The following is a 20,435-nucleotide window of genomic DNA, read 5'->3' as shown; positions in this document are numbered from 1 at the left end:
TAATTTCAAATCCCCGCAAGCTCATGCTGCGGGGATTTTTTTAAATGATTAACGACGGGATGCTAATGTCACGGCATCATCAATATCTTCATACGAAAAAGGAGCCAAAGCAAAAGGGCCTTCAAGCATAATAGAACGCATCAGAGCTGCGTCGTTTACTTTAGATTCAGCATTATTAGCCAAAATTATGCCTTTTTCCTCAAGGTACAGACCGTTGTTTAAAGATGCCTGAGCATTTTTTACACGCATTCTGTAAATAGTTGAAGCGAGCTTTAAAGATGAATTTACGGTAAGGCCATAATGTCTGTCATCTAAACACTCGACTGCAAAACGGCGGTTTAACACTAAAGCTCTTAGCACGCCAAAGCCTAATTGAACTGACTTTAAATCCATCTGCTCAATAAGTCCCGCCTCAACCATGCTTAAGGCAAAATCGTTTTCCATAAGTAAAACGACTTTATCGCTGTCGGTAGCAAATACCTGAAAATTTTCACGAATAACTAAAGGTCCAGTAATAACCGAGGCTCCTTCAACGGTTAAAAAATCGTCAACTCTTTCTCCCTGCACCAAGTAAGGATCGCAGGAACAAACATTACAATCTGTATCCCTTAAAATTTTAAGTAAATAAGGATAAGAAACTCCCGGATCTGTTAAATCTTCCGGGGAAGATAAATCTTCAGTTAAAGACAAGCCTGAAGCATTGTTAAAAATAGCTTTGTCCGCTACATTACGCGTCAAAGTATATGTAGGGAGCAAGACGTCATAAAGTTCGAAAAATATCGAATCACGTAAATTAATCTCATGATTTTTAAGACGTGAATTAAACAATGCACAGAAAAAAGAACGGGCATAATTTTGTGAATGGTCAAAGCGTACAGCAGTGACCGGAGAAACAATTAAAGAAGAAGGAGAAATTAATAAAGCAACTTCTCTGCCGCCGCTTACGTGATGAAAAACAGCGCTTTCCTTAATATATCCTTCTGCTACCCAGCGCTTTGCCAAATCGGGCATTACAGCCAAAATCAAAGCACTGTTATCTTCACTTGCATATATCTGCCATACTGCTGCATTATCAAGCATATCGCTAACTTGCAAGCCGTCTGGCAAAATCTCACCTACAGACAAAAAAGAATCCGTTTTTGCATCCATGTCTACAATAAATTTAGACTCATTTACTATGAAATCTGACATATCCACCTCTCTTTTTTGCAATAGGATACATGACTTAACAAAAAGATGTTGACAGAAATTCGCATTAAGATAAAAATTTACATTTTTGATAATGCTTTGCAACAAATTTCATTTTCACCGAAAATTAATTACAATCAGATAAGCGCAAATGTTATTTGAGCAAAAGTTAATTTGATATTGCCAAAATCATTTACACAAAAGTCGAGAAAGTTATGGATAAGATCGGTCTTTTTTATGGTACTTACACCGGAATAACCGGAATGATTGCAGAAAAAATAGCCAATGAGTTAGGGCGTGATAATGTAGATTTGCACAATATCTGCTGCGACGGTGAGCAGATGGACAAATACGACAAATTGATTATCGGAACTTCAACCTGGAGTATCGGCGAGTTACAGGAAGACTGGGACAATTTCATGCCGAAACTGCAAACCATGAACTTTGAAGGAAAAACCGTTGCCCTTTTCGGAACTGGCGATCAAATCGGCTATCCTGATACCTTCCTTGACGGCATGGGAATGCTTTATGAAACTTTCCAATTCCGCGGCGCAAAATTCATCGGTTTCTGGCCGACTGTCGGATATGATTTTACAAGCCCGCTGCCGCTTCTTGATCATGACCACTTCGTAGGCCTGGCAATAGATGAAGATAATCAGTCAGATCTTACAGATGAACGAATCAAAAAGTGGTGCGAACAAATAAGACCGGCTTTTGGTCTTAAAGCAAAAGATTAATAACAACAAATTTTGATTTAAATAACGATGAAGCTTAATAAAGCTTCATCTTTTTTTATTTTTAGTGCGGAGATTTACCGATGAGTTCAACAAGAGGAAGTTTCGGCTCCAAATTAGGCATCATTCTGGCAGCAGCAGGATCTGCAGTTGGTCTTGGCAATATCTGGAGATTTCCTACCCAAGCCGGTGAAAACGGCGGCAGCGCTTTTATTCTTGTCTATTTGCTATGCGTAATTTGCTTAGGCTTGCCTTTGATGCTTGCCGAATGCGTTATCGGAAGACACTCTCGCGCTAATACCGGAAGCGCTTTTATGGTATTGGCTCCTAATACTAATTGGAAATGGTTAGGACGCTTTTCCGTATTGGCTGCTTTCTTGATTTTGTCTTATTACAACGTAGTAGCCGGATGGACTCTTGCGTATCTATATGAAGCCGTTACCGGAACATTTATTGAACTTGCAGGGACCATGACTCCGGGCGGAGCAAATCCCTTTTCCGTAAACTTCATGGAATTTGTTTCCGATCCGTTAAAACCGATTTTATTTTTAGTGATTTTTATGCTTCTCACTCACGTGATTATCATGCGCGGAGTTGAAAAAGGTATTGAAAAATCAGCTAAAATTTTTATGCCGGCATTGTTTATCATCGTTATAGTGCTGGCGATAAGCGCTTTAACCATGCCGGGAGCAAAACAAGGACTTTATTTCTTATTCCATCCGGACTTTAGCGCAATAAATTCAAAAGTAGTATTGTCGGCATTAGGTCAATGCTTTTTCTCTTTAAGCTTGGGCATGGGCTGTTTATGTACATACGCTTCATATTTTAGAAAAGACGCCAATTTGCCTAAAACCGCCATTACCGTAGGCTGTATGGATACTTTCGTTGCCATTATGGCCGGCATTATTATTTTCCCGGCGGTATTTTCCGTCCAAGGCATGGAGCCGGGACAAGGACCGAGCCTTGTGTTTATCGCTTTACCCAATATCTTTAATTCAGCCTTAAGCGGCAGTCCTATTCTTGCATGGCTCGTTCCCGTTCTCTTTTACCTGCTTTTGGTTTTTGCAACCATTACCTCAACGATTTCACTACATGAAGTAATTACCGCCTTTATTTCTGAAACATTCGGTCCTTCCCGTCATAAAGCTGCGGTTATGGTATCAGTATCCACTATCTTATTAGGCTGCGTCTGTTCCCTATCCATGGGTCCGCTTGGCGACTTTAAGATTGCGGATATGGTCATCTTCGATTTCTTTGACTTCTTTACCGCCAAGATCATGCTGCCGATTGCTGCTGCATTCTTTGCATTATTTGTCGGATGGAAGCTTAAAATCCGTCCTTTATGGGTAGAACTTACAAGTCACGGATTGGTAAGATTTAAAGGATTAAGACTATTTTTATTCGCCGTACGCTTTGTAGTACCGGTTTTAATTCTTTTAGTGTTCTTATCAGAACTTAATATCATCTAATCAAATTATCTCGGCTTCACTTAAAAATAAGAAGCCGAGTTCTCTTACTTAAAATTAAGACAAAAGTTTTTCACACCCCGAAATCTCCGGAGCGAAACTTTTAATCAAAGTCAGGGAAATAAAGGTGGTGCGAAAGGAGGGACTCGAACCCTCACGCCTTGCGGTACTAGCACCTGAAGCTAGCGCGTCTACCAATTTCGCCACTTTCGCATTAGAGAAGCTTGACTGGCGATCCCGATGAGATTCGAACTCATGACCCTCGGCTTCGGAAACCGATACTCTATCCAACTGAGCTACGGGACCGTTCGATACATTCGGTTGTCAAGTTTGCACATTATATCAGGATATTTCGCTTTGTGAAGCTAAGTTCTCAAAAATCTTTTGTTAAAATGCTCACAAGTCAATAGCACTACAAGGATATTCATTTTGCACGAATTATCTGTACGTTTTCGCGGGATCCGCGCTCTTTACGGGGAAGAAGGTTTTAAAAAATTACAAACTGCCCACGTCATGGTCATTGGCTGCGGCGGCGTCGGTTCTTGGCTTACTGAAGCGCTTTGCCGCTCAGGAGTTGGAACTTTAACTTTAATAGATCCTGATACTATTGAGCTTGGCAACACCAACCGACAATTGCACACTACGGATTTAACTTTAAATCAATATAAAGTCAGAGCATTAAAAGACAGACTTATTACTATTAATCCCGAAATAAAAATCCATACGGTTGAAACAACGCTTACAAAGGAAAATATTCCTGAAATCCTAAAAGATTGTCCGCAATTTATTGCAGATGCCATTGACGATCTGCAAGCTAAAGCTTTTTTAGTTGACTATCTTTATAAAAAGAATAAAACTTTTATTGTCTCAGGAGGTGCAGGCGGACGAGTCGATCCTGGCAAACTTAAAATCGACGATATCGCAAATGCCCATGGAGACGCATTAATTTCAAGGCTTAGAACCGAATTAAGACGCCACTATAATTTTCCTAAAAACGGAGAAAAAATGGATGTCTTCTGTACGTATTCATCTGAAGCTCCCATTTATTCAGATAAGGAAGCTTCTGACTTGCCCAAATTCGGAGCCGCAATGGCAGTAACCGCTTCAGCAGGCCTTTTGATGGCTTCTTGGCTTTTAAATAAAATAGTTAAACAGGCTTAAAAATGTTATACAACGATTTTGCCAAAACCAAAGAATATCTTAAAACACAACTTCCTGAGTATCTGCGCAACAAAGGCATTAATATTAATGCTCCTTTTCGCTGCTTGAATCCTAATCATCAAGATATCCATCCGAGCATGAGCTATAACCCGAAGAATCAAACCGTTCATTGCTTTAGCTGTAATGCAACCTACGATATTTTCGAAATTATCGGTCTGGACTTCGGTCTTTCTGATTTTAAAGATCAATTTGATAAAGCCTGTGAATTGTTTTTAAGCACCGGAGATAACGAATTTATTGAAGCTAACGACGATTTTAGCGGACAAGAAAAACAAAACGACTTCAGACTTCATGATAATGACGAAGCAGATGACAATCTTGATTTTACCTCAGGAAAAACTCCCGGTCCCGTAAGCTTCGGTATTGCCGACAGTAATTTTCGTGATGAAAACGATAAGGCAAATACTGTTCCTTTTAATGATTTTTCTATCCACAAACGAGACGAAAATGATCCTTTATTCCATAATTTTGATCCGCTAAATGACGATTCTCAAGATCTTAACAATTCAGCCCGCAGCTCCTTTCACCCTACTCAAGGCGCTGTTTTTGGCGTAAGAGACAACTTTAACGCTATCGGATCAGGAAACAAAAACACTTTTGGACAAAGCGACAGCCACTTTTCGGATTTCAGAACTGAAGTAAGACACAATTACACAGAATATTTAAAGCAATGCGCAAGCCGCCGTTTACAAACCGACTATTTCAGATTAAGAGGAATTTCAGAAACGGTAGCAGAAAAATTCCGTCTTGGTTTTGATAATGATTTCACCGCCGGAATCGATCCGCGAACCGGAGATAAAATCGTCTGGCAGGCAGTAATTATTCCTTACAGCGAAACTGCCTATATGGCGCGAAATACCGATTCACGCAGTAAAGATCGCATCAGGAAACAAGGATCTGCCGGAATTTTTAATCAAAATGCTTTAGATAAACCCGGCATGATCTTTATCACCGAAGGCGAATTTGACGCTTTAAGTATCGAAACATTGGGCTATAGTGCCGTAAGCTTAGGCGGAGTCTCAAATATCCGTAAGCTCCTTGACTACATTCAAGAACATCCTGTCTATGAAAGAATGTTTTATATAGCTCTTGATGACGACAAGGCCGGCGCTGAGGCGGCAGCTTCATTGGCTCAAGGCCTTGAATATATGCATATCCCGTTTAAGCGCATCAATCTTGCTTTTCCCTATAAAGATCCGAATGAGGCCTTGTGCAAAGATAGAGAAACGCTGCTTACAAGACTTAATAATCTTGAACGTCTTTTATCTTTTTCTTTGCAAACCGTTCCGCTGCAGCCTAAAACGTACTCTCCGGTATTATCCGCAGTTGCTTTGTATTCCCTGCAATTATCCCCATGCCTTTACTCCTTGTCAGGACGCAGCGTGATCTTAAAGCGGCTTGTCGCTGAAATAATCAGTGCCAAAGTCCAAACCGACATGCGCATTATTTACGTCGGTACCAAAGAACAATGGAATATGGTTTGCTCCTTGTTAAAACGCCGTGAGCATTATGATGACGGAGCTGTCTTTGCTCCATGGAATCGAGCTAAACTTCTTGAAATCCAAAACACGGACGATCTGCCGCAAGCTATTGAAGAAGCGGTCGGAGCTTTATATCTTCAGGGAGAAAAGAATTTCTGTCCGATAATAGATTTAACCGGGTTAACTTCATCAGAACTTAGAAATTGCTTAATGAACCTTTCTTCATTAAGCGCTGAATTAAAAACGCCGTTTATAAGCCTGTGCAATGAAAACGAAACTCTTACGGCTGAAGCCTATGCCCTTCAAAACATTGAAGTTTCGATGAATGATAAAAACGATCTTAGTTTCTTTACCTATGATCTTTTAGGACGAGATCAGAAATTCTCCATTTACTAATATGCGACTTAACGATGCCCAACAGCAGGCCGTCACTTATATTGACGGGCCATGTCTGGTTTTAGCCGGAGCCGGATCCGGAAAAACCCGAGTAATTACCGCCAAAATTGTTAACCTGATAACCGGACATAAACTTCCTGCAAAAACCGTCTGCGCTGTCACTTTTACCAATAAGGCCGCGGCGGAAATGCGAGAACGAGTAGCTCAGGAATTAGGTCAGGAATCTGCAAAAGAGATCTGGATTTCAACTTTCCATTCTTTAGGCCTCGGCATTTTGCGCGTAGAACATAATAAAGTCGGGCTTAAACGCAATTTCACCTTATTTGACGAATCTGATCAATTTAAAATCGTGCGCGATCTTATTCGAGAAAATTACCCTTTAATGCTTGACGGTAAATCCGAGCGAGACTGCATTTTTGATGCACTGCAGCAAATTTCTTTATGGAAAGGTGAATTAAAAACCCCTCAAGACATAGTACCGAAGACAACGCTGTCTTCTCTTTACGAAGAATATCAAGCTTACCTTAAAGCCTGTAACGCCGCTGACTTTGATGATTTGATTTTTTTAACCACAAGACTTCTAAAAAGCGACCGGGAAACAGCCTCCAAATGGGAAAATTATTTTCGCTATGTTCTTGTCGATGAGTATCAGGATACAAATACTACTCAATATGAACTGCTAAAAGTGTTGGTAAGCAAAAGACGCCGTTTTACTGTAGTAGGCGATGACGATCAGTCTATTTATTCCTGGCGTGGTGCCCGTCCGGAAAATATCAACATATTGGCGCAAGATTTTCCTGATCTGAAAGTTATTAAGCTTGAGCAAAATTACCGTTCTTCAGGAAGAATTCTGCATTGCGCCAACAAAATCATTGAAAACAATGAGCACTTATTTAAAAAATCATTATTTTCAAACTTGGATGAAGGCAAAAAAATTGCCGTCATTGAAGTACAGGATGAAAACGCTGAAAGCGAAAGAGTCGCTTCTGAAATCTTAAAGCACCGCTATTTATACCGTAAACCGTGGCGAGATTATGCCGTACTTTATCGCAGCAACACTCAGTCACGCAGCATTGAAAAAGCTTTCCGCTCTGCCCGTATCCCTTGCGTTATAACCGGAGGCAGCAGCTTTTTTGACATGATGGAAGTAAAGGATATCCTCGCCTGGTGCCGCTTGCTTTCAAATGAAGGCGATAATGCTGCCCTACTTAGAATTATCAATATTCCGCGCCGCGGCATCGGTGCTGAAACTTTAAGCACCATAGCATCAGTTGCCTCGGAGTATTCGGTAAATCTATATACTGCTTTACGTTCAAAACAGCTTTACGCCAAGCTTTCCTCCAGTCAAAACAAATCTATTACATCTTTTTTAGAGCTGTATAACAGCTTAAAAAATCTTCTTAAGACTCATCAGGATTTGCAGCTTGCTCAAAAGCTTATTGATATTATCGGTTACGAAGGCTATCTAAGAGGAACGGGAGCCAACGATAAAAGCGTTGACGTCAAAATAAAAAATGTCCGTACTTTAATGAGCTGGATAGAAGATTTGGTAAAAGGCCGCCGCGGAGAGCCTCCTTTATTATTCTCGCAAGCCGTAGACAAGCTCGGTCTTCGCGAAATGATGGATAAAAATGAGGACGGATCTGAAAACGACGCTGTCCAGCTTATGACATTACATTCGGCCAAGGGACTTGAATTTCCGTACGTCTTTCTAATCGGCTTGGAGGAGGGGATCCTCCCGCACCGCAACAGCCTTGATCTGCCAAACGGCATCGAAGAAGAAAGACGCCTTGCTTATGTAGGAGTAACTCGCGCAAAAGTAGAGCTTACCATTACCTATTGCCGCGAAAGAAAAAGAGGACGTGAAGCAACTGCAAATGAGCCCAGCCGGTTTATCGCCGAAATGCCGCAGGAAGATCTTGCGCGTGAATTTTTAGGGGCTCCTAAAAAAATTGATAAAGAAGAAAGCGATATGATGCTTGATAGAGGACTTAATATGTTAAAGGGACTGCTATAATGTAAATAATTAAGCGAACATACGCTTAAAATTAATTGAGATAATAATATGCAATTATCATTAAAAAATATCGGAAAACTTAAGCAAGCTAAAATTGAAATAAACGGAATTACAGTTATTGCAGGTGAAAACAACACAGGTAAAAGCACTGTAAGTAGAGCGCTGTTTTCCACTTTTAACTCTTTCTTTTCTTTAGAACAAAAAGTAAAGAGCGAGAGAATAAACAGTATAATAAATAGATTGTCTTTTGTAATTATTCAGAAAAGGCCTAACTTTACACAAGAAGCATTGGAAAATATTGCTTCAACATTAATTTCAAACAATAAAAATAATCCATATAATTATAATACATTACAAAAAGATATTATAAATTTATGTGATCTTGATATTTATACAGATAAGGAAATATCAGACTCAACATTTAAAGATATTATCAATATAATTCTTGAAACATTAAATATTACTGATGACGAATTAACTAAATTAGTGTTAACAAAAAATATTAATTATGAGTTTAACAATCAAGTTAGTAATATATTTAACAGCGAATCTAATTATATTAAATTACAGTTAAAAGATAATAGCATCAAACTTGAATTCAATAACAATATTGTTAAATCCATACAAAAAACAATAAATTTTGATATCATAAACGAAGCTATTTATATTGATGACTTCTCAATTATTGATTCTTTACCTGTTCCTTACTTTGATAGTTTTAAACACAAAATACACTTACTTAAGAAATTAGAATCAAAAAATAACAACTTATTAGATGAATTAATTAATAGCAATAAATTAGAAAATATTTTTACTTTAATTGAAAAAACCTGTAAAGGAAGAATTGTTCGGGATAAAAATAATATCTTTAAATTCCAAGAAAACGGTAAATTATTAGATATTCGAAATCTTTCAACCGGTCTTAAGACCTTTGTTATTTTAAAGACCTTATTATTAAACAATGCTATAAACTATAATGGTGTAATAATACTGGACGAGCCGGAAACACATTTGCATCCGCAATGGCAATTGCTTCTGGCTGAATTAATTGTCCTTTTACAAAAAGAATTTAATTTGCATGTGTTACTAAATACACATAGTCCTTATTTTTTAAGGGCAATTCAAGTTTTTGCAGGAAAATATGAAATTGCCGACACATGTAAATATTATCTTTCAGAATGTATTTCCGAAGAAATGGCAACTATTGTAGATGTTTCAACAGACATAGAACAAATTTATAAAAAACTTTTTGTTCCATTACAACAACTAGAAGATATTTAGAAACGAAATGATTAATAGAAATTTAGATATTTTTAAAAGCAACTTAACCAGTTTAAAAAATGCATCTCACGATAAAAACAAAAATGAATATATGACCAATTCTTGTATTGAAGTTATAAATTTTGATAAAGTCAAGGAACAATATATAAAAAATCTTTATTTAAAAGAACCGCCCTCTTCAAATGATTGCCTTGTTTTTAATAACAAAAATAAAAAGTGGTTATTTATTGAATTTAAGAATGGACAAATTAATAAGATAGTACAAGCAGAATTAAAAAAGAAGATCTATGACAGCCTATTGATCCTTTTTGATATATTGCAAAAAGATAATGCAAATATTTCCGCTTCGCGCATATATATTGACTATATATTAGTATACAACGATAAGGCAAATATAAACTCAAAAGACCCTATATTAATACAAAAAAGATTATCAGATCCGGCAAATGTTGAATACTCAAATAGTTTCATTAACTTAGCTAAATCCATTGCCAAAACAACAAAAAGTGAACACCTTATATGCTTTAAGTTGTCTTCATTTAAAAATTTTTGCTTTAATGATGTTTATACCTTCAACCAAAAAGAATTCGAAGAATATATAAAAAACCAATTTTCATAAAACACTGACTAATTATAAAAAACCTCCCTTGCATGAAGAAGCTTAGGAGGTTTTTCTTTATTTAATCTTTAAAAGATTAATTGTTGCCTACGGCAATTTCCTTCATGTCTGACATGTAAGCACGAAGCTTGCGTCCAACGACCTCAATCGGATGATTTCTGATCTTATCGTTAATACGGATAAGCTCAATGTTATCAACAGCATTGTCGCCATCAAGACCTTTGCCCATAACATCAAGATCAATCTTAGCCATAAAGTCCTTTAAGAGAGGAATTGCAGCGTTGGCAAAGAGGTAATCACCGTACTCGGCGGTATCGGAAATAACCACATTCATCTCATAAAGACGACGACGAGCAATCAAGTTGGCAATCAAAGGCAACTCATGCAATGACTCATAGTAAGCAGACTCAGGGTAAATACCTGAATGAGTCATGGTTTCAAAGGACAGCTCAATACCGGCCTTAACGAAGGCAACCAACAGAATGCACTTGTCAAAGTATTCCTGCTCACTGATCTTGGTGTCACACTGCGGAGCATTTTCAAAACCGCATTTTGCAAAATTCTCACGCCAGGTCAAAAGCTTGACGTCACCGTTGGCCCAGTCTTCCATCAAGACACGGGAGAACTCACCGCTTTCAATGTCATCCATATGCTTTAAGTACAGATCTTTTAAGATGCACTTAAGCTCATCGGCAAGCTCGCATGCGCGGATCTTGGCAGGATTTGACAAACGATCCATCATGTTGGTGATGCCGCCCTGCTTTAATGCCTCACAAACGGTTTCCCAACCGTATTGGATCAACTTGCATGCATAAGCTTTGTCCATACCGAGCTCGACCATGCGATCAAAGCAGAGAATTGAGGCTGCCTGCAAAACACCGCACAAAATGGTTTGCTCGCCCATGAGGTCCGACTTAACTTCAGCAACGAAGGAAGAGCGCAAAACGCCTGCACGATCACCGCCGGTTGCACTGGCCCATGCCTTAGCAATTGCCCAGCCTTCACCGTTAGGATCGTTTTCAGGATGAACGGCAATCAAAGTCGGGACGCCGAAACCGCGGCGATACTCTTCACGAACCTCAGTACCGGGGGCCTTAGGAGCCATCATGACAACAGTAATGTCTTTACGGATCTGCTGACCGACTTCAACGATATTAAAGCCGTGGGAATAACCTAAAGCTGCACCAGGCTTCATCAAAGGCATAACGGACTCAACAACATTGGAATGCTGCTTGTCAGGAGTCAAATTGATGACCAAATCGGCAGTCGGAATTAATTCTTCATAAGTACCGACCTTAAAGCCGTTTTCGGTAGCACGCTTAAAAGAAGCACGTTTTTCTGCAATAGCGGCAGGACGAAGAGCATAGCTGACATCAAGACCTGAATCGCGCATGTTAAGGCCCTGATTCAAGCCCTGAGCTCCGCAACCGATAATTACGCACTTTTTGCCTTTAAGGAAATTGCAGCCGTCTGCAAATTCGCTTCTATCCATTAATTCACAGCATCCAAGCTGGGCAAGTTTCTGTCTTAAATTTAAAGTATTAAAGTAATTTGCCATTTTCAATCTTCCACGATTTCTATATCTTTAAAAGGAATTCTGTTTGGCCGTTATCACAGCGTGAGAACATAATAGCAGATATTTTAGAAAATGACACACAAAATGTTGTATATTGCAAAATATGCAACGCACTTCTAATTTTTTACGAAAAAATATCATGATTGATTTAAAAGATGCAGCTTTTTTCCTGCGCCTGTGCGAGACGGAAAACGTTACGCGAGCCGCCGCATTATCTTCGGTAAGTCCTTCAACGCTTAGCCGCACCGTATCAAAACTCGAAGAAGATTTAGGTGCAACTTTATGCGTTAGAGATCAAAAGGGCATAACAATAACTAAGGCCGGGAAACGCTTTGCCGATTATGCAAGCAAGGCTATTGCCGACTTTAAAGCCCTTGAGGCGGAATTAAAACAGGAAAGTTCAGCTATAGACGGCAGCATCAAAATTTATTGCTCAGTCACTGCAAGCTATATTTTTATTCCGCGTCTTTTAAGCGAACTTAGGCTGTCTTATCCGAAACTTGAGCTACGGCTTGAAACCGGCGATGCCGCTGAGGCTTTAGATCATTTACAAGATCCGGATACCGATTTTGTTATTTCAGCACTACCCGACAATATTCCCGATAACGTAAATTACGTACATTTAGTATCTTTTCCTCTAGTACTAATAGCCCCGAAATCTCCGGCCTACCGTTCACTTGATCTTAATAACGAAAACCCGAATTTAAATAAAGTCCCATTTATCATGCCTGAAAAAGGTCAGCTTAAGACTGAAGTCGACCGATTCTTTAAAAAACAAAAAATTAAGCCAATTACCTACGCAGAAATCGCCGGACATGAATCAATTGTAAGCATGACCGCTTTGGGCTTTGGCGTATCCGTCGTGCCTAAACTCGTTCTTGACCTGTCCCCGTTTAAAAACGACGTCAACATTTTAAAAACCTTACCCGATACGGGATTTAACGTTGCACTTTGTTACTTAAAAGAAAAAGAACATAATCGTACTATAAGCGCGGTAAAAGAGCTTGCCCTAAAATTATCGCCGACTTTCGCTCCTGATTTGACCAGCCGCAAGGTAGGTGAAAATTAGGCTCCGACTCCAAAATCCTCTAAGAGAATCAATTCACTCCTTTGATTCTCTTACGCCAAGTGAGTAAGATATATTCCATAAGTGTCTTAAATTAGGTTGAAATATATGAGTACTACGACGGTTAAAACTGCAACCCCAGCCCTTGATAAAATCATGCTTATCATTGATTTTATCGCCCATAACGGTCCGCAGACGTTCAGTACCATCTATCAAAATTTGGCTTTACCCAAAAGCTCGACGTCGACACTTTTAAACAGTATGCTTGCGCATAAACTGCTGCGCCAAGATCATGATAAGTTTGACCTTGGACTTAGGCTTTATGAAATCGGCAGTTATGCATTTGCGCACTTTGATATTAAAGAATTTGCCCTGCCGGTTTTAAAAAAACTCAGAGACGATACGGATCTAACCTGTCATCTTGGGATCCTTGAAGGAACCAATCCCGTATATTTACTCAAGATTGAAAGCTCTTATCCAGTAATCATCAACAGTTGGATCGGCAAAAGGCTCTCGTTTAACAGCTCGGCGTTAGGAAAAATATTTTTATCTTTTTCTACCGAACAAAAAGCCAAGGAACTTATAGCCCTGCAGCAGCCTTTACCGAAATTTACGCCTAACACCATCACCGATGACAAGATTTTATTTGAACAAATAAAAGAAATTAAAGACCGCGGTTATGCCATAGACGATGAAGAAGACGCCAAAGGAATTTTCTGCCTCGCCGCTCCGATATTAAACCGCAAGGGCGAATTGCTTGCGGCTATCAGCATGTCCGGCGTTTTAGCGCAATACGACAAAATGCCGATGGAAAAATTTGTCGAGTACCTTAAAGAAGCAGCCGCAGCGATTAGTCTTAAAGCTTCCGACTAAATATTAATCATTTAGCTTTAAATCCCGATTTAAAGCGTGATCGGGACGTAACTTCTTTTACTTTTTAATTGACTGTTTCAATATATAGAATTATAGTTCCACATATTGAAATAAATTTAACATAAGGAGTTACTATGGCACGCGTTTTTGAAGGCATATTTCCGCCAATTTCTTCTTTCTTTACCCCTGATTTTAAAATTGATAAAGAAAGCTATAAAAAACAAATCGATTTTTTAATTGAGAACGGCGTAGACGGCATATTCTTTTTAGGCACAGGCGGAGAATTTTCCCAAATGTCCGCCGAAGAAAGAAAGGAAGTAGCTGAATTTGCCGTACCGTACGTCAACAAACGTGTCAAAGTACTTATCGGCGTCGGATCAACCAACATGCGCGAAGCTGTCGATCTTGCCGTTCACGCCAAAGAATGCGGAGCCGACGGCGTCGTCGCGATTAACCCTTATTACTGGAAAGTAACTCGTGAAAAGCTTTTAAATTATTTTTCCCAAATAGCAAAAAGCGTAGCACCACTTCCGCTTATTTTATACAACTTCCCGGGCCTTACCGGACAAGATCTTGATCCTGAATTCGTTAAAGAAGTAGTAATTAATAACCCAAATGTCGTCGGAATTAAAGAAACCATTGACAGCATCGGACACATCACATCCATGATTAATACCGTCTGTGCGGTTAATCCCGACTTTGCCGTATTCAACGGTTTTGACAATCATTTCCTGACCAATCTCATGGCAGGAGGCGCCGGCATGATTTCGGCAAGCGGTAATTTTGCCCCTTATTACTCGGTTGCCACCTATAAATATTTTAAAGAAGGCGATATGGCAAATGCCTGCAAGACTTTTGCCACTTTAATGAAGATGCCCGATCTGTATGCGCTTGATAATCCTTTTGTCAACGTCGTCAAGGAAGCAACCAAGCTTTGCGCTTTAAAGGACATCAGCACCGTAGTGTTGCCTCCGTCTTTACCTTTACCTGAGGAAAAGAAGGAACTTTTAAAAGAAAAACTGACAAACATGGGCCTTATCAAATAGCTTTTCATTTACATATTGACTCCGGAACTAAAGAAACTTCCTTTTAGGAGGTTTCTTTTTTACCTGCAAAATCTTGCCTTTTAATATGCAGACGACAAAAAAGAGGGGCATAATTACCGAGGAAAAACTCGGAGCCGATAAATGCAGCAAAGACTACTAATCTTAAGCGTCTGTCTAATTCAATTCTTTTGTCCCTTCATGGGCAATTCACTTAATATAGCCGTTCCTGCTCTTTCTTTAGAATATGCCACCGCTCCTGAAAACATCACATGGGTAATTAACGTCTATATGATTGCAACAGCGTCATTTTTGCTGCCCGCTACCGCTCTTGCCAACTTCTTCGGCTACCGCAATCTTTATTTTTCAGGCTGTCTTTTAGCCTCCGCCGCAACTTTTGCCGTACCTTTAAGCCCGACTTTCAGCGTGCTTCTATGTGCACGAGTCATGCAGGGAATTTGCCTTTCGTTGGTCTTTTGCAGCTCCATGGCTTTACTTGTTGACAAAATAGACAAAGAAAAACGCGCAACCGCCATAGGCCTCGTGGTCGGGGCCGTTTACGCCGGACTTTCCTTATCTCCGCTTATTGCAGGGGTAATTGCCGACTCTTTGGGCTGGAGATCAATTTTCTTCGTCACGGTCATAGGATTATTTGCTGCAGGAGTATTAGTTAAAAAAATTTCAAAAGATGAACCTAACACTCATCATTTCAACTTGCCGAAAATGAGCTTATGTTTTTTGGGCATCGCTTTAATTTTGCTGTCTTTTTCCATTGCCTCGTCTCATATAACCGCCTTAATTCTTGTCATCTGCGGCTTCACTTTTTTAAGTATTTATCTTTTCTTTGAAAACAAATCAAAACATCCCGTGTTTCCGATCAAGCTCGTTATGGGAAACAGAACTTTGACGCTGGCGCTGGGCGCTTCTGCCTTTAACTATATGTCAAATTTCAGTATCAGCCTGCTGCTTGCCCTTCACATGCAGTTTATTCTGGGATTTTCCGCATCCCACACCGGAGTGTTTCTGGTAATTCAACCAGCCATCATGATGGTTTTGTCATCATGCGCCGGCAAAATTGCCAAATATATGAATGCACATATCTCAGAAAGTGTTGGAATGGCACTCATTTTTACGGCATTAACTCTTCTGCATTTTCTGCATCCTGAAAGTTCCCTTTTCTACATGGTAATTTGCCAAATTATCGCCGGAGTAGGTTTCGGCTTATTTTCAGCGCCTAACACGACTATAGTCATGAGCTCGGTAAGGCGCGAACAGCTTGCTTTAGCGTCCGCACTGCAGGCTATTACTAGAACCGTAGGAATGGCCTGCTGTATGGCAATTCTTACCACAATATTAAACAGCTACATCGACGCTCCTCATGACACTAAGCTCTATATCAGTGAATTAAGCGACGCTATTTCTTTTTCTTTCATGATTTCCGCGTGTATAGCAATTATCGGTTTTGCTTTTTGTTTATCAGGATTAATTTCGCATCAAAAAGTTAAATAGTGTTGTAATATGACTATGCTTTAAAGAATCAAATAACACAAATCACTCTTTTTACTTAATAAAACAATAAAAAACATATAAATAAAGGATAGTATGCCCAACATTACTTATATTCCGCTTCACGTACATTCCGACTACTCGATTATGGACGGTCTTGAAAGCGTCGGCGCCATCGGAAAACGTGCCGCCGCGCTTAAGATCCCGGCTCTTGCAATCACCGATATTTCCAACATCTGCGGTTTCATCAAATTTTATACCGCCTGTAAAAGTGCCGGCATCAAGCCCATCATGGGAGCTGATATAGAAGTTGAAGAAGAGGTTAAGCCCGGAGAAAAGGCTACATCCTTTAAATTGACTCTCCTTGCCATGGATCGCGTCGGTCAGCAAAACCTTTATGACATTTTATCCGAAGCATGGCTGCGCTCAGATGCCGGAGCCTTTAACGCTAAAACCTCACTTGCCGACTTAAAAAAATACAGCGAAGGCATCATTATTCTTGACGGATTTCGCGGCGATATCGCCGCTATGGCGCAAAGAAAGGACTCCAAGGCAATAAGATCCAGACTTAAATTCTATTTGGAAAATTTTAACGATCGCTTCTGTTTTGAAATCACCCGCACCAACCGTATCGGTGAAAGCGAATTTGAAAACTTTGCCTTAAATTTATGCGTTGAATACAATATTGCCCCTGTTGCGACCAACGACACGGTTTTTCTTTTCGGTGAAGACAACGTCGGAAAAGACGGCTTTTCCGACTATCAAATTCATGACGTCCGCGTCTCGATTCAGGCCGGCTGTCAGCGCGGCAATAAAGAAATGGCGCGCAAATACTCAAAAGAACAGTATTTAAAAACTCCCGAGCAAATGGAAGCACTATTTGCCGATATTCCTGAAGCTTTACAGAACACGAGAAACATTGCCGAGCGCTGCAATATCGAAATTGAACTTGACCACCCGCGACTACCCCGTTACCCGACAGGTGATTTATCCCCCGCCGACTATTTAAGAAAAAAAGCGGCAGAAGGGCTTGAAGAGCGACTTGAATTCCTTTACCCGGACGAAAAAGAGAGAAACGAAAAACGTCAGACCTATGTAGACAGATTAAATACCGAGCTTGACGTTATCATCAACATGGACTTCCCCGGATACTTCCTCATCGTTATGGAATTTATCCAATGGTCCAAAGAGCACGGCGTACCGGTAGGCCCCGGCCGCGGCTCAGGCGGCGGTTCGCTTGTTGCCTACTCGCTTAAAATCACCGATTTTGATCCTTTGCGCTTTGACTTACTCTTTGAGCGATTCTTAAACCCAGAGCGTGTTTCAATGCCGGACTTTGACGTCGACTTCTGCCAGAGAAACCGTGAAAAAACGCTTGAACACGTTAAAAAGCGCTACGGTAATAACGCAGTATCCCAAATCGCCACTTTCGGTACCATGGCTCCAAAAGCCGCCATTAAAGATGCCGGCCGTGCCCTGGGCATGGGCTACGGTGCCGTTGACTTTGTCGCAAAACAGCTGCCAACGCAGCCCGGACTTACCTTTAAAGCGGCCATGGGCATCGGCAAAGACGGCAAACCATGCGATCCTTTAGCTCCGGATTTTGTAAATCTTTACCAAAAAGCATTACAAGATGATGACAGGCAGCGCGTTGAGCTTATCCATATCGCGCTGCGCCTTGAAGGCGTTATCCGCAATATCGGCAAGCATGCGGCGGGCGTAGTCATTTCCCCTACCCGAACCGCGGAATTCTCGCCTCTGATGCTTGATTCTGACGGCAACTCAATTACCCAATTTGACAAAAAGGACGTTGAACACGCAGGCTTAGTAAAATTCGACTTTTTAGGTCTTACCACGCTTACCATCATTGACGATGCCCTTACCATGATTAATGCCAGAAAGGCAAAGCATCATGAACCGCCTGTCAATATCCATGCCGTACCGTATGAAGATCCTGAATCCTTTGCCGTGCTGCAACAATGTGAAACCACGGCTGTCTTCCAGCTTGAATCTGCCGGTATGCGTAAGCTTATAGGCCAAATGCAGCCTGACCGTTTTGACGACTTAATCGCTCTTGTAGCTCTCTATCGACCCGGTCCTATCAAAAGCGGCATGGTCGATCACTTTGTACAGCGTAAACACGGTAAAGAAGAAGTTGCCTATCCGTCCCCTGACTTTCAGGATCTTGACCTAAAACCGATTCTTGACTCAACTTACGGAGTTATCGTTTACCAAGAGCAGGTAATGCAGATTGCCCAGGTTCTTGCGGGTTACTCCCTGGGCGGCGCTGACATTCTGCGCCGTGCCATGGGTAAGAAAACCCCAGCCGAAATGGCAGGGCAGCGCAGCGTCTTTAAAGAAGGTGCCGCTAAAAAAGGCAAAGATACCGATATCGCAATGAAAATCTTCGATCAGGTGGAAAAGTTTGCCGAATACGGTTTTAACAAGTCCCACTCGGCTGCTTATGCCCTGGTTGCATGGTGGACCTTATGGCTTAAAACCCATTATCCCGCCGAATTCCTGGCCGCCATGATGACGGCTGACCGCCAGAGAACCGAAAAACTGGTGTCATATATCGCAGAATGCAATCGCCTCAAAATTAAAGTTAATCCGCCTGATGTAACCGAAGGGTTATTTAACTTTACGGTAAATGACGCAGAAGAAATTATTTACGGTATCGGTGCAGTCAAAGGCATCGGCGAAGATGTTGTAGAAGACATCGTTAAAGAAAGAGCCAAAGAGCCGTTTAAAGACTTCTTTGATTTTATAAAGCGCATCGGACCTAATCATTTAAACCGCAGAACCTTTGAAGCTTTAGTTGCAAGCGGGGCCCTTGATAAATTAGGTCCATCCCGCGCACAAATGATGGCTTCCATCCCGACAGCTATGAAATATGCCGTACAGGAAAGCACGGATGCAGCATCCGGGCAGCTTGATCTGTTTGCCGCAATAAGTGAAACCACAGCACCAACTTTTGTTGCATGCCGTCCTTGGTCGGAAAAATACCGTCTCTACCTTGAAAAGAACGTGTTGGGGCTTTATCTGTCAGGGCATCCTATAAATATTTATATTGATGAGCTAACCCGCAACTACCGCAGCACGATAAGCACGCTGCGCCCAGGCACAGCCCAGCGCCCCAATCCCGTTACCTTTTACGGAGTCGTTATCTCAAGCACCGAACGTACGTCTAAAAACGACGGCAGCAAATTCTATATTCTGATCTTGGATGACGGTACCTCTCAGATTGAATTTTCACTTTACGGATCCGTAGCAGAACAATACGGAGCAATCTTGTATGAAAGAGCAAAACTGCAAAAACAAAAAGTAATGCAGGAAACCGATCCGTCAAAAACCATTCCGTCACCATTGGTTTTAATCGTAAGCGGAATGTTGTCACTTACCGAGGATAATCTTACGCGTCTTAGGGTTCGTGAACTCAAAACTCTTGAAAGCATCAGACGTAAAAACGCTAAAAACCTGACTCTGCGCTTAAGCGAGGAGCAGCTTTCCAAAAACTTTAATGAATTAAGCTCTGCACTTCTAAACAATGTCATCGCCGTACAAAATAACGGCATGAATACTGCACAGCGCTATTCAATAAGAGAAAATCCCGATAATGAAGGGCAAGGCTGTTCTTTTAACTTGATGCTCGGAAATACTCTGTTGCGGTTTACCAATAACGTCAATCGTTACGACCCAAGTGACGATCTGTTGGATTCATTAAGAGAAATTGCCGGAAACAGTGCTGTAAGCATCGGTTACTGATTTTTGGGCGGGGTATCAAAAAAATTTACTATAAATGTAAATAAAGCCGCTGAAGCAAAATTTCATGAAACATAGAGAAATTGGCGGTCTAAAAAAACATAAGCGTCAGCGTGGTATTTTACTGCTGTCTGACGCTTAATTATTTTAGAAACCGCATCTGGAGTCTCCCGAGACAGTGTAAAGGCCTTAACCACCGGCTCCTT

Annotated in this window: 14 protein-coding genes and 2 tRNA genes; 12 read left to right on the top strand and 4 right to left on the bottom strand. The window is 40.7% G+C overall.

From position 1 onward, the window contains the following. Window positions 1-48: 48 nt before the first annotated feature. A complete protein-coding gene (locus QZ019_RS00280) occupies window positions 49-1,191 on the bottom strand; it encodes a hypothetical protein (RefSeq protein WP_295481487.1) in 1,143 nt (380 codons plus the stop codon). Between the two features lie 212 nt (window positions 1,192-1,403). Between QZ019_RS00280 and QZ019_RS00275 the strand changes: the two genes are divergently transcribed. Together QZ019_RS00275 and QZ019_RS00270 are read left to right on the top strand one after the other, a co-directional pair. Further along, a complete protein-coding gene (locus tag QZ019_RS00275) occupies window positions 1,404-1,925 on the top strand; it encodes a flavodoxin (protein ID WP_295481486.1) in 522 nt (173 codons plus the stop codon). Between the two features lie 80 nt (window positions 1,926-2,005). After that, window positions 2,006-3,391 (top strand): sodium-dependent transporter, encoded by a 1,386-nt coding sequence (locus QZ019_RS00270; RefSeq protein WP_295481485.1) that lies wholly within the window; start codon window positions 2,006-2,008, stop codon window positions 3,389-3,391. Between the two features lie 125 nt (window positions 3,392-3,516). Here QZ019_RS00270 and QZ019_RS00265 read toward each other — a convergent pair. Together QZ019_RS00265 and QZ019_RS00260 are read right to left on the bottom strand one after the other, a co-directional pair. Continuing rightward, window positions 3,517-3,601, bottom strand: a tRNA-Leu gene (locus tag QZ019_RS00265). 16 nt (window positions 3,602-3,617) lie between these two features. Continuing rightward, window positions 3,618-3,694, bottom strand: a tRNA-Arg gene (locus QZ019_RS00260). A gap of 123 nt (window positions 3,695-3,817) precedes the next feature. On the opposite strand from QZ019_RS00260, the gene QZ019_RS00255 reads away from it, so the two are divergent. From QZ019_RS00255 to QZ019_RS00235, 5 genes are read left to right on the top strand one after another with little or no spacing between them, the layout of a single operon-like run. Then, window positions 3,818-4,549, top strand: coding sequence for a tRNA threonylcarbamoyladenosine dehydratase (locus tag QZ019_RS00255; protein WP_295481484.1), 732 nt, complete (start codon window positions 3,818-3,820; stop codon window positions 4,547-4,549). A 2-nt stretch (window positions 4,550-4,551) separates the two neighbouring features. Next, window positions 4,552-6,486: a toprim domain-containing protein gene (locus tag QZ019_RS00250; RefSeq protein ID WP_295481483.1), complete on the top strand. Its 1,935-nt coding sequence runs from the start codon at window positions 4,552-4,554 to the stop codon at window positions 6,484-6,486. Window position 6,487: 1 nt separating this feature from the next. After that, on the top strand, window positions 6,488-8,503 hold the full coding sequence (locus QZ019_RS00245) for a UvrD-helicase domain-containing protein (RefSeq protein WP_295481482.1): 2,016 nt from the start codon (window positions 6,488-6,490) through the stop codon (window positions 8,501-8,503). A gap of 48 nt (window positions 8,504-8,551) precedes the next feature. Further along, window positions 8,552-9,784, top strand: coding sequence for an AAA family ATPase (locus QZ019_RS00240; protein WP_295481481.1), 1,233 nt, complete (start codon window positions 8,552-8,554; stop codon window positions 9,782-9,784). Window positions 9,785-9,791: 7 nt separating this feature from the next. Beyond that, entirely contained in the window at window positions 9,792-10,403 is a 612-nt protein-coding gene (locus QZ019_RS00235; protein ID WP_295481480.1) for a hypothetical protein, read from the top strand. 76 nt (window positions 10,404-10,479) lie between these two features. On the opposite strand, the gene ilvC is transcribed toward QZ019_RS00235, so the two are convergent. Continuing rightward, window positions 10,480-11,961 carry a ketol-acid reductoisomerase gene (gene ilvC, locus QZ019_RS00230; protein WP_294563822.1) on the bottom strand — a complete coding sequence of 494 codons (1,482 nt, stop codon included), beginning with the start codon at window positions 11,959-11,961 and terminating at the stop codon, window positions 10,480-10,482. Between the two features lie 157 nt (window positions 11,962-12,118). On the opposite strand from ilvC, the gene ilvY reads away from it, so the two are divergent. The 5 genes from ilvY to dnaE all read left to right on the top strand — a co-directional run bounded on the left by ilvY (window position 12,119) and on the right by dnaE (window position 20,232). Continuing rightward, window positions 12,119-13,048: an HTH-type transcriptional activator IlvY gene (ilvY, locus tag QZ019_RS00225; protein ID WP_294563827.1), complete on the top strand. Its 930-nt coding sequence runs from the start codon at window positions 12,119-12,121 to the stop codon at window positions 13,046-13,048. A 105-nt stretch (window positions 13,049-13,153) separates the two neighbouring features. Further along, entirely contained in the window at window positions 13,154-13,918 is a 765-nt protein-coding gene (locus QZ019_RS00220) for an IclR family transcriptional regulator (protein ID WP_295481479.1), read from the top strand. A 134-nt stretch (window positions 13,919-14,052) separates the two neighbouring features. Then, complete coding sequence (locus QZ019_RS00215) at window positions 14,053-14,964, top strand: dihydrodipicolinate synthase family protein (protein WP_294563831.1); 912 nt, start codon at window positions 14,053-14,055, stop codon at window positions 14,962-14,964. A 141-nt stretch (window positions 14,965-15,105) separates the two neighbouring features. Further along, a complete protein-coding gene (locus QZ019_RS00210) occupies window positions 15,106-16,470 on the top strand; it encodes an MFS transporter (protein ID WP_295481478.1) in 1,365 nt (454 codons plus the stop codon). A 93-nt stretch (window positions 16,471-16,563) separates the two neighbouring features. Next, a complete protein-coding gene (dnaE, locus tag QZ019_RS00205) occupies window positions 16,564-20,232 on the top strand; it encodes a DNA polymerase III subunit alpha (protein WP_295481477.1) in 3,669 nt (1,222 codons plus the stop codon). Window positions 20,233-20,435: the final 203 nt, after the last annotated feature.

The sequence above is a fragment of the uncultured Succinatimonas sp. genome (assembly GCF_905203285.1).
In the GTDB taxonomy this organism is placed as follows: domain Bacteria; phylum Pseudomonadota; class Gammaproteobacteria; order Enterobacterales; family Succinivibrionaceae; genus Succinatimonas.
Note: the sequence above shows the minus strand (reverse complement) of the source record. Positions and strands in the feature narration are given on the sequence as shown.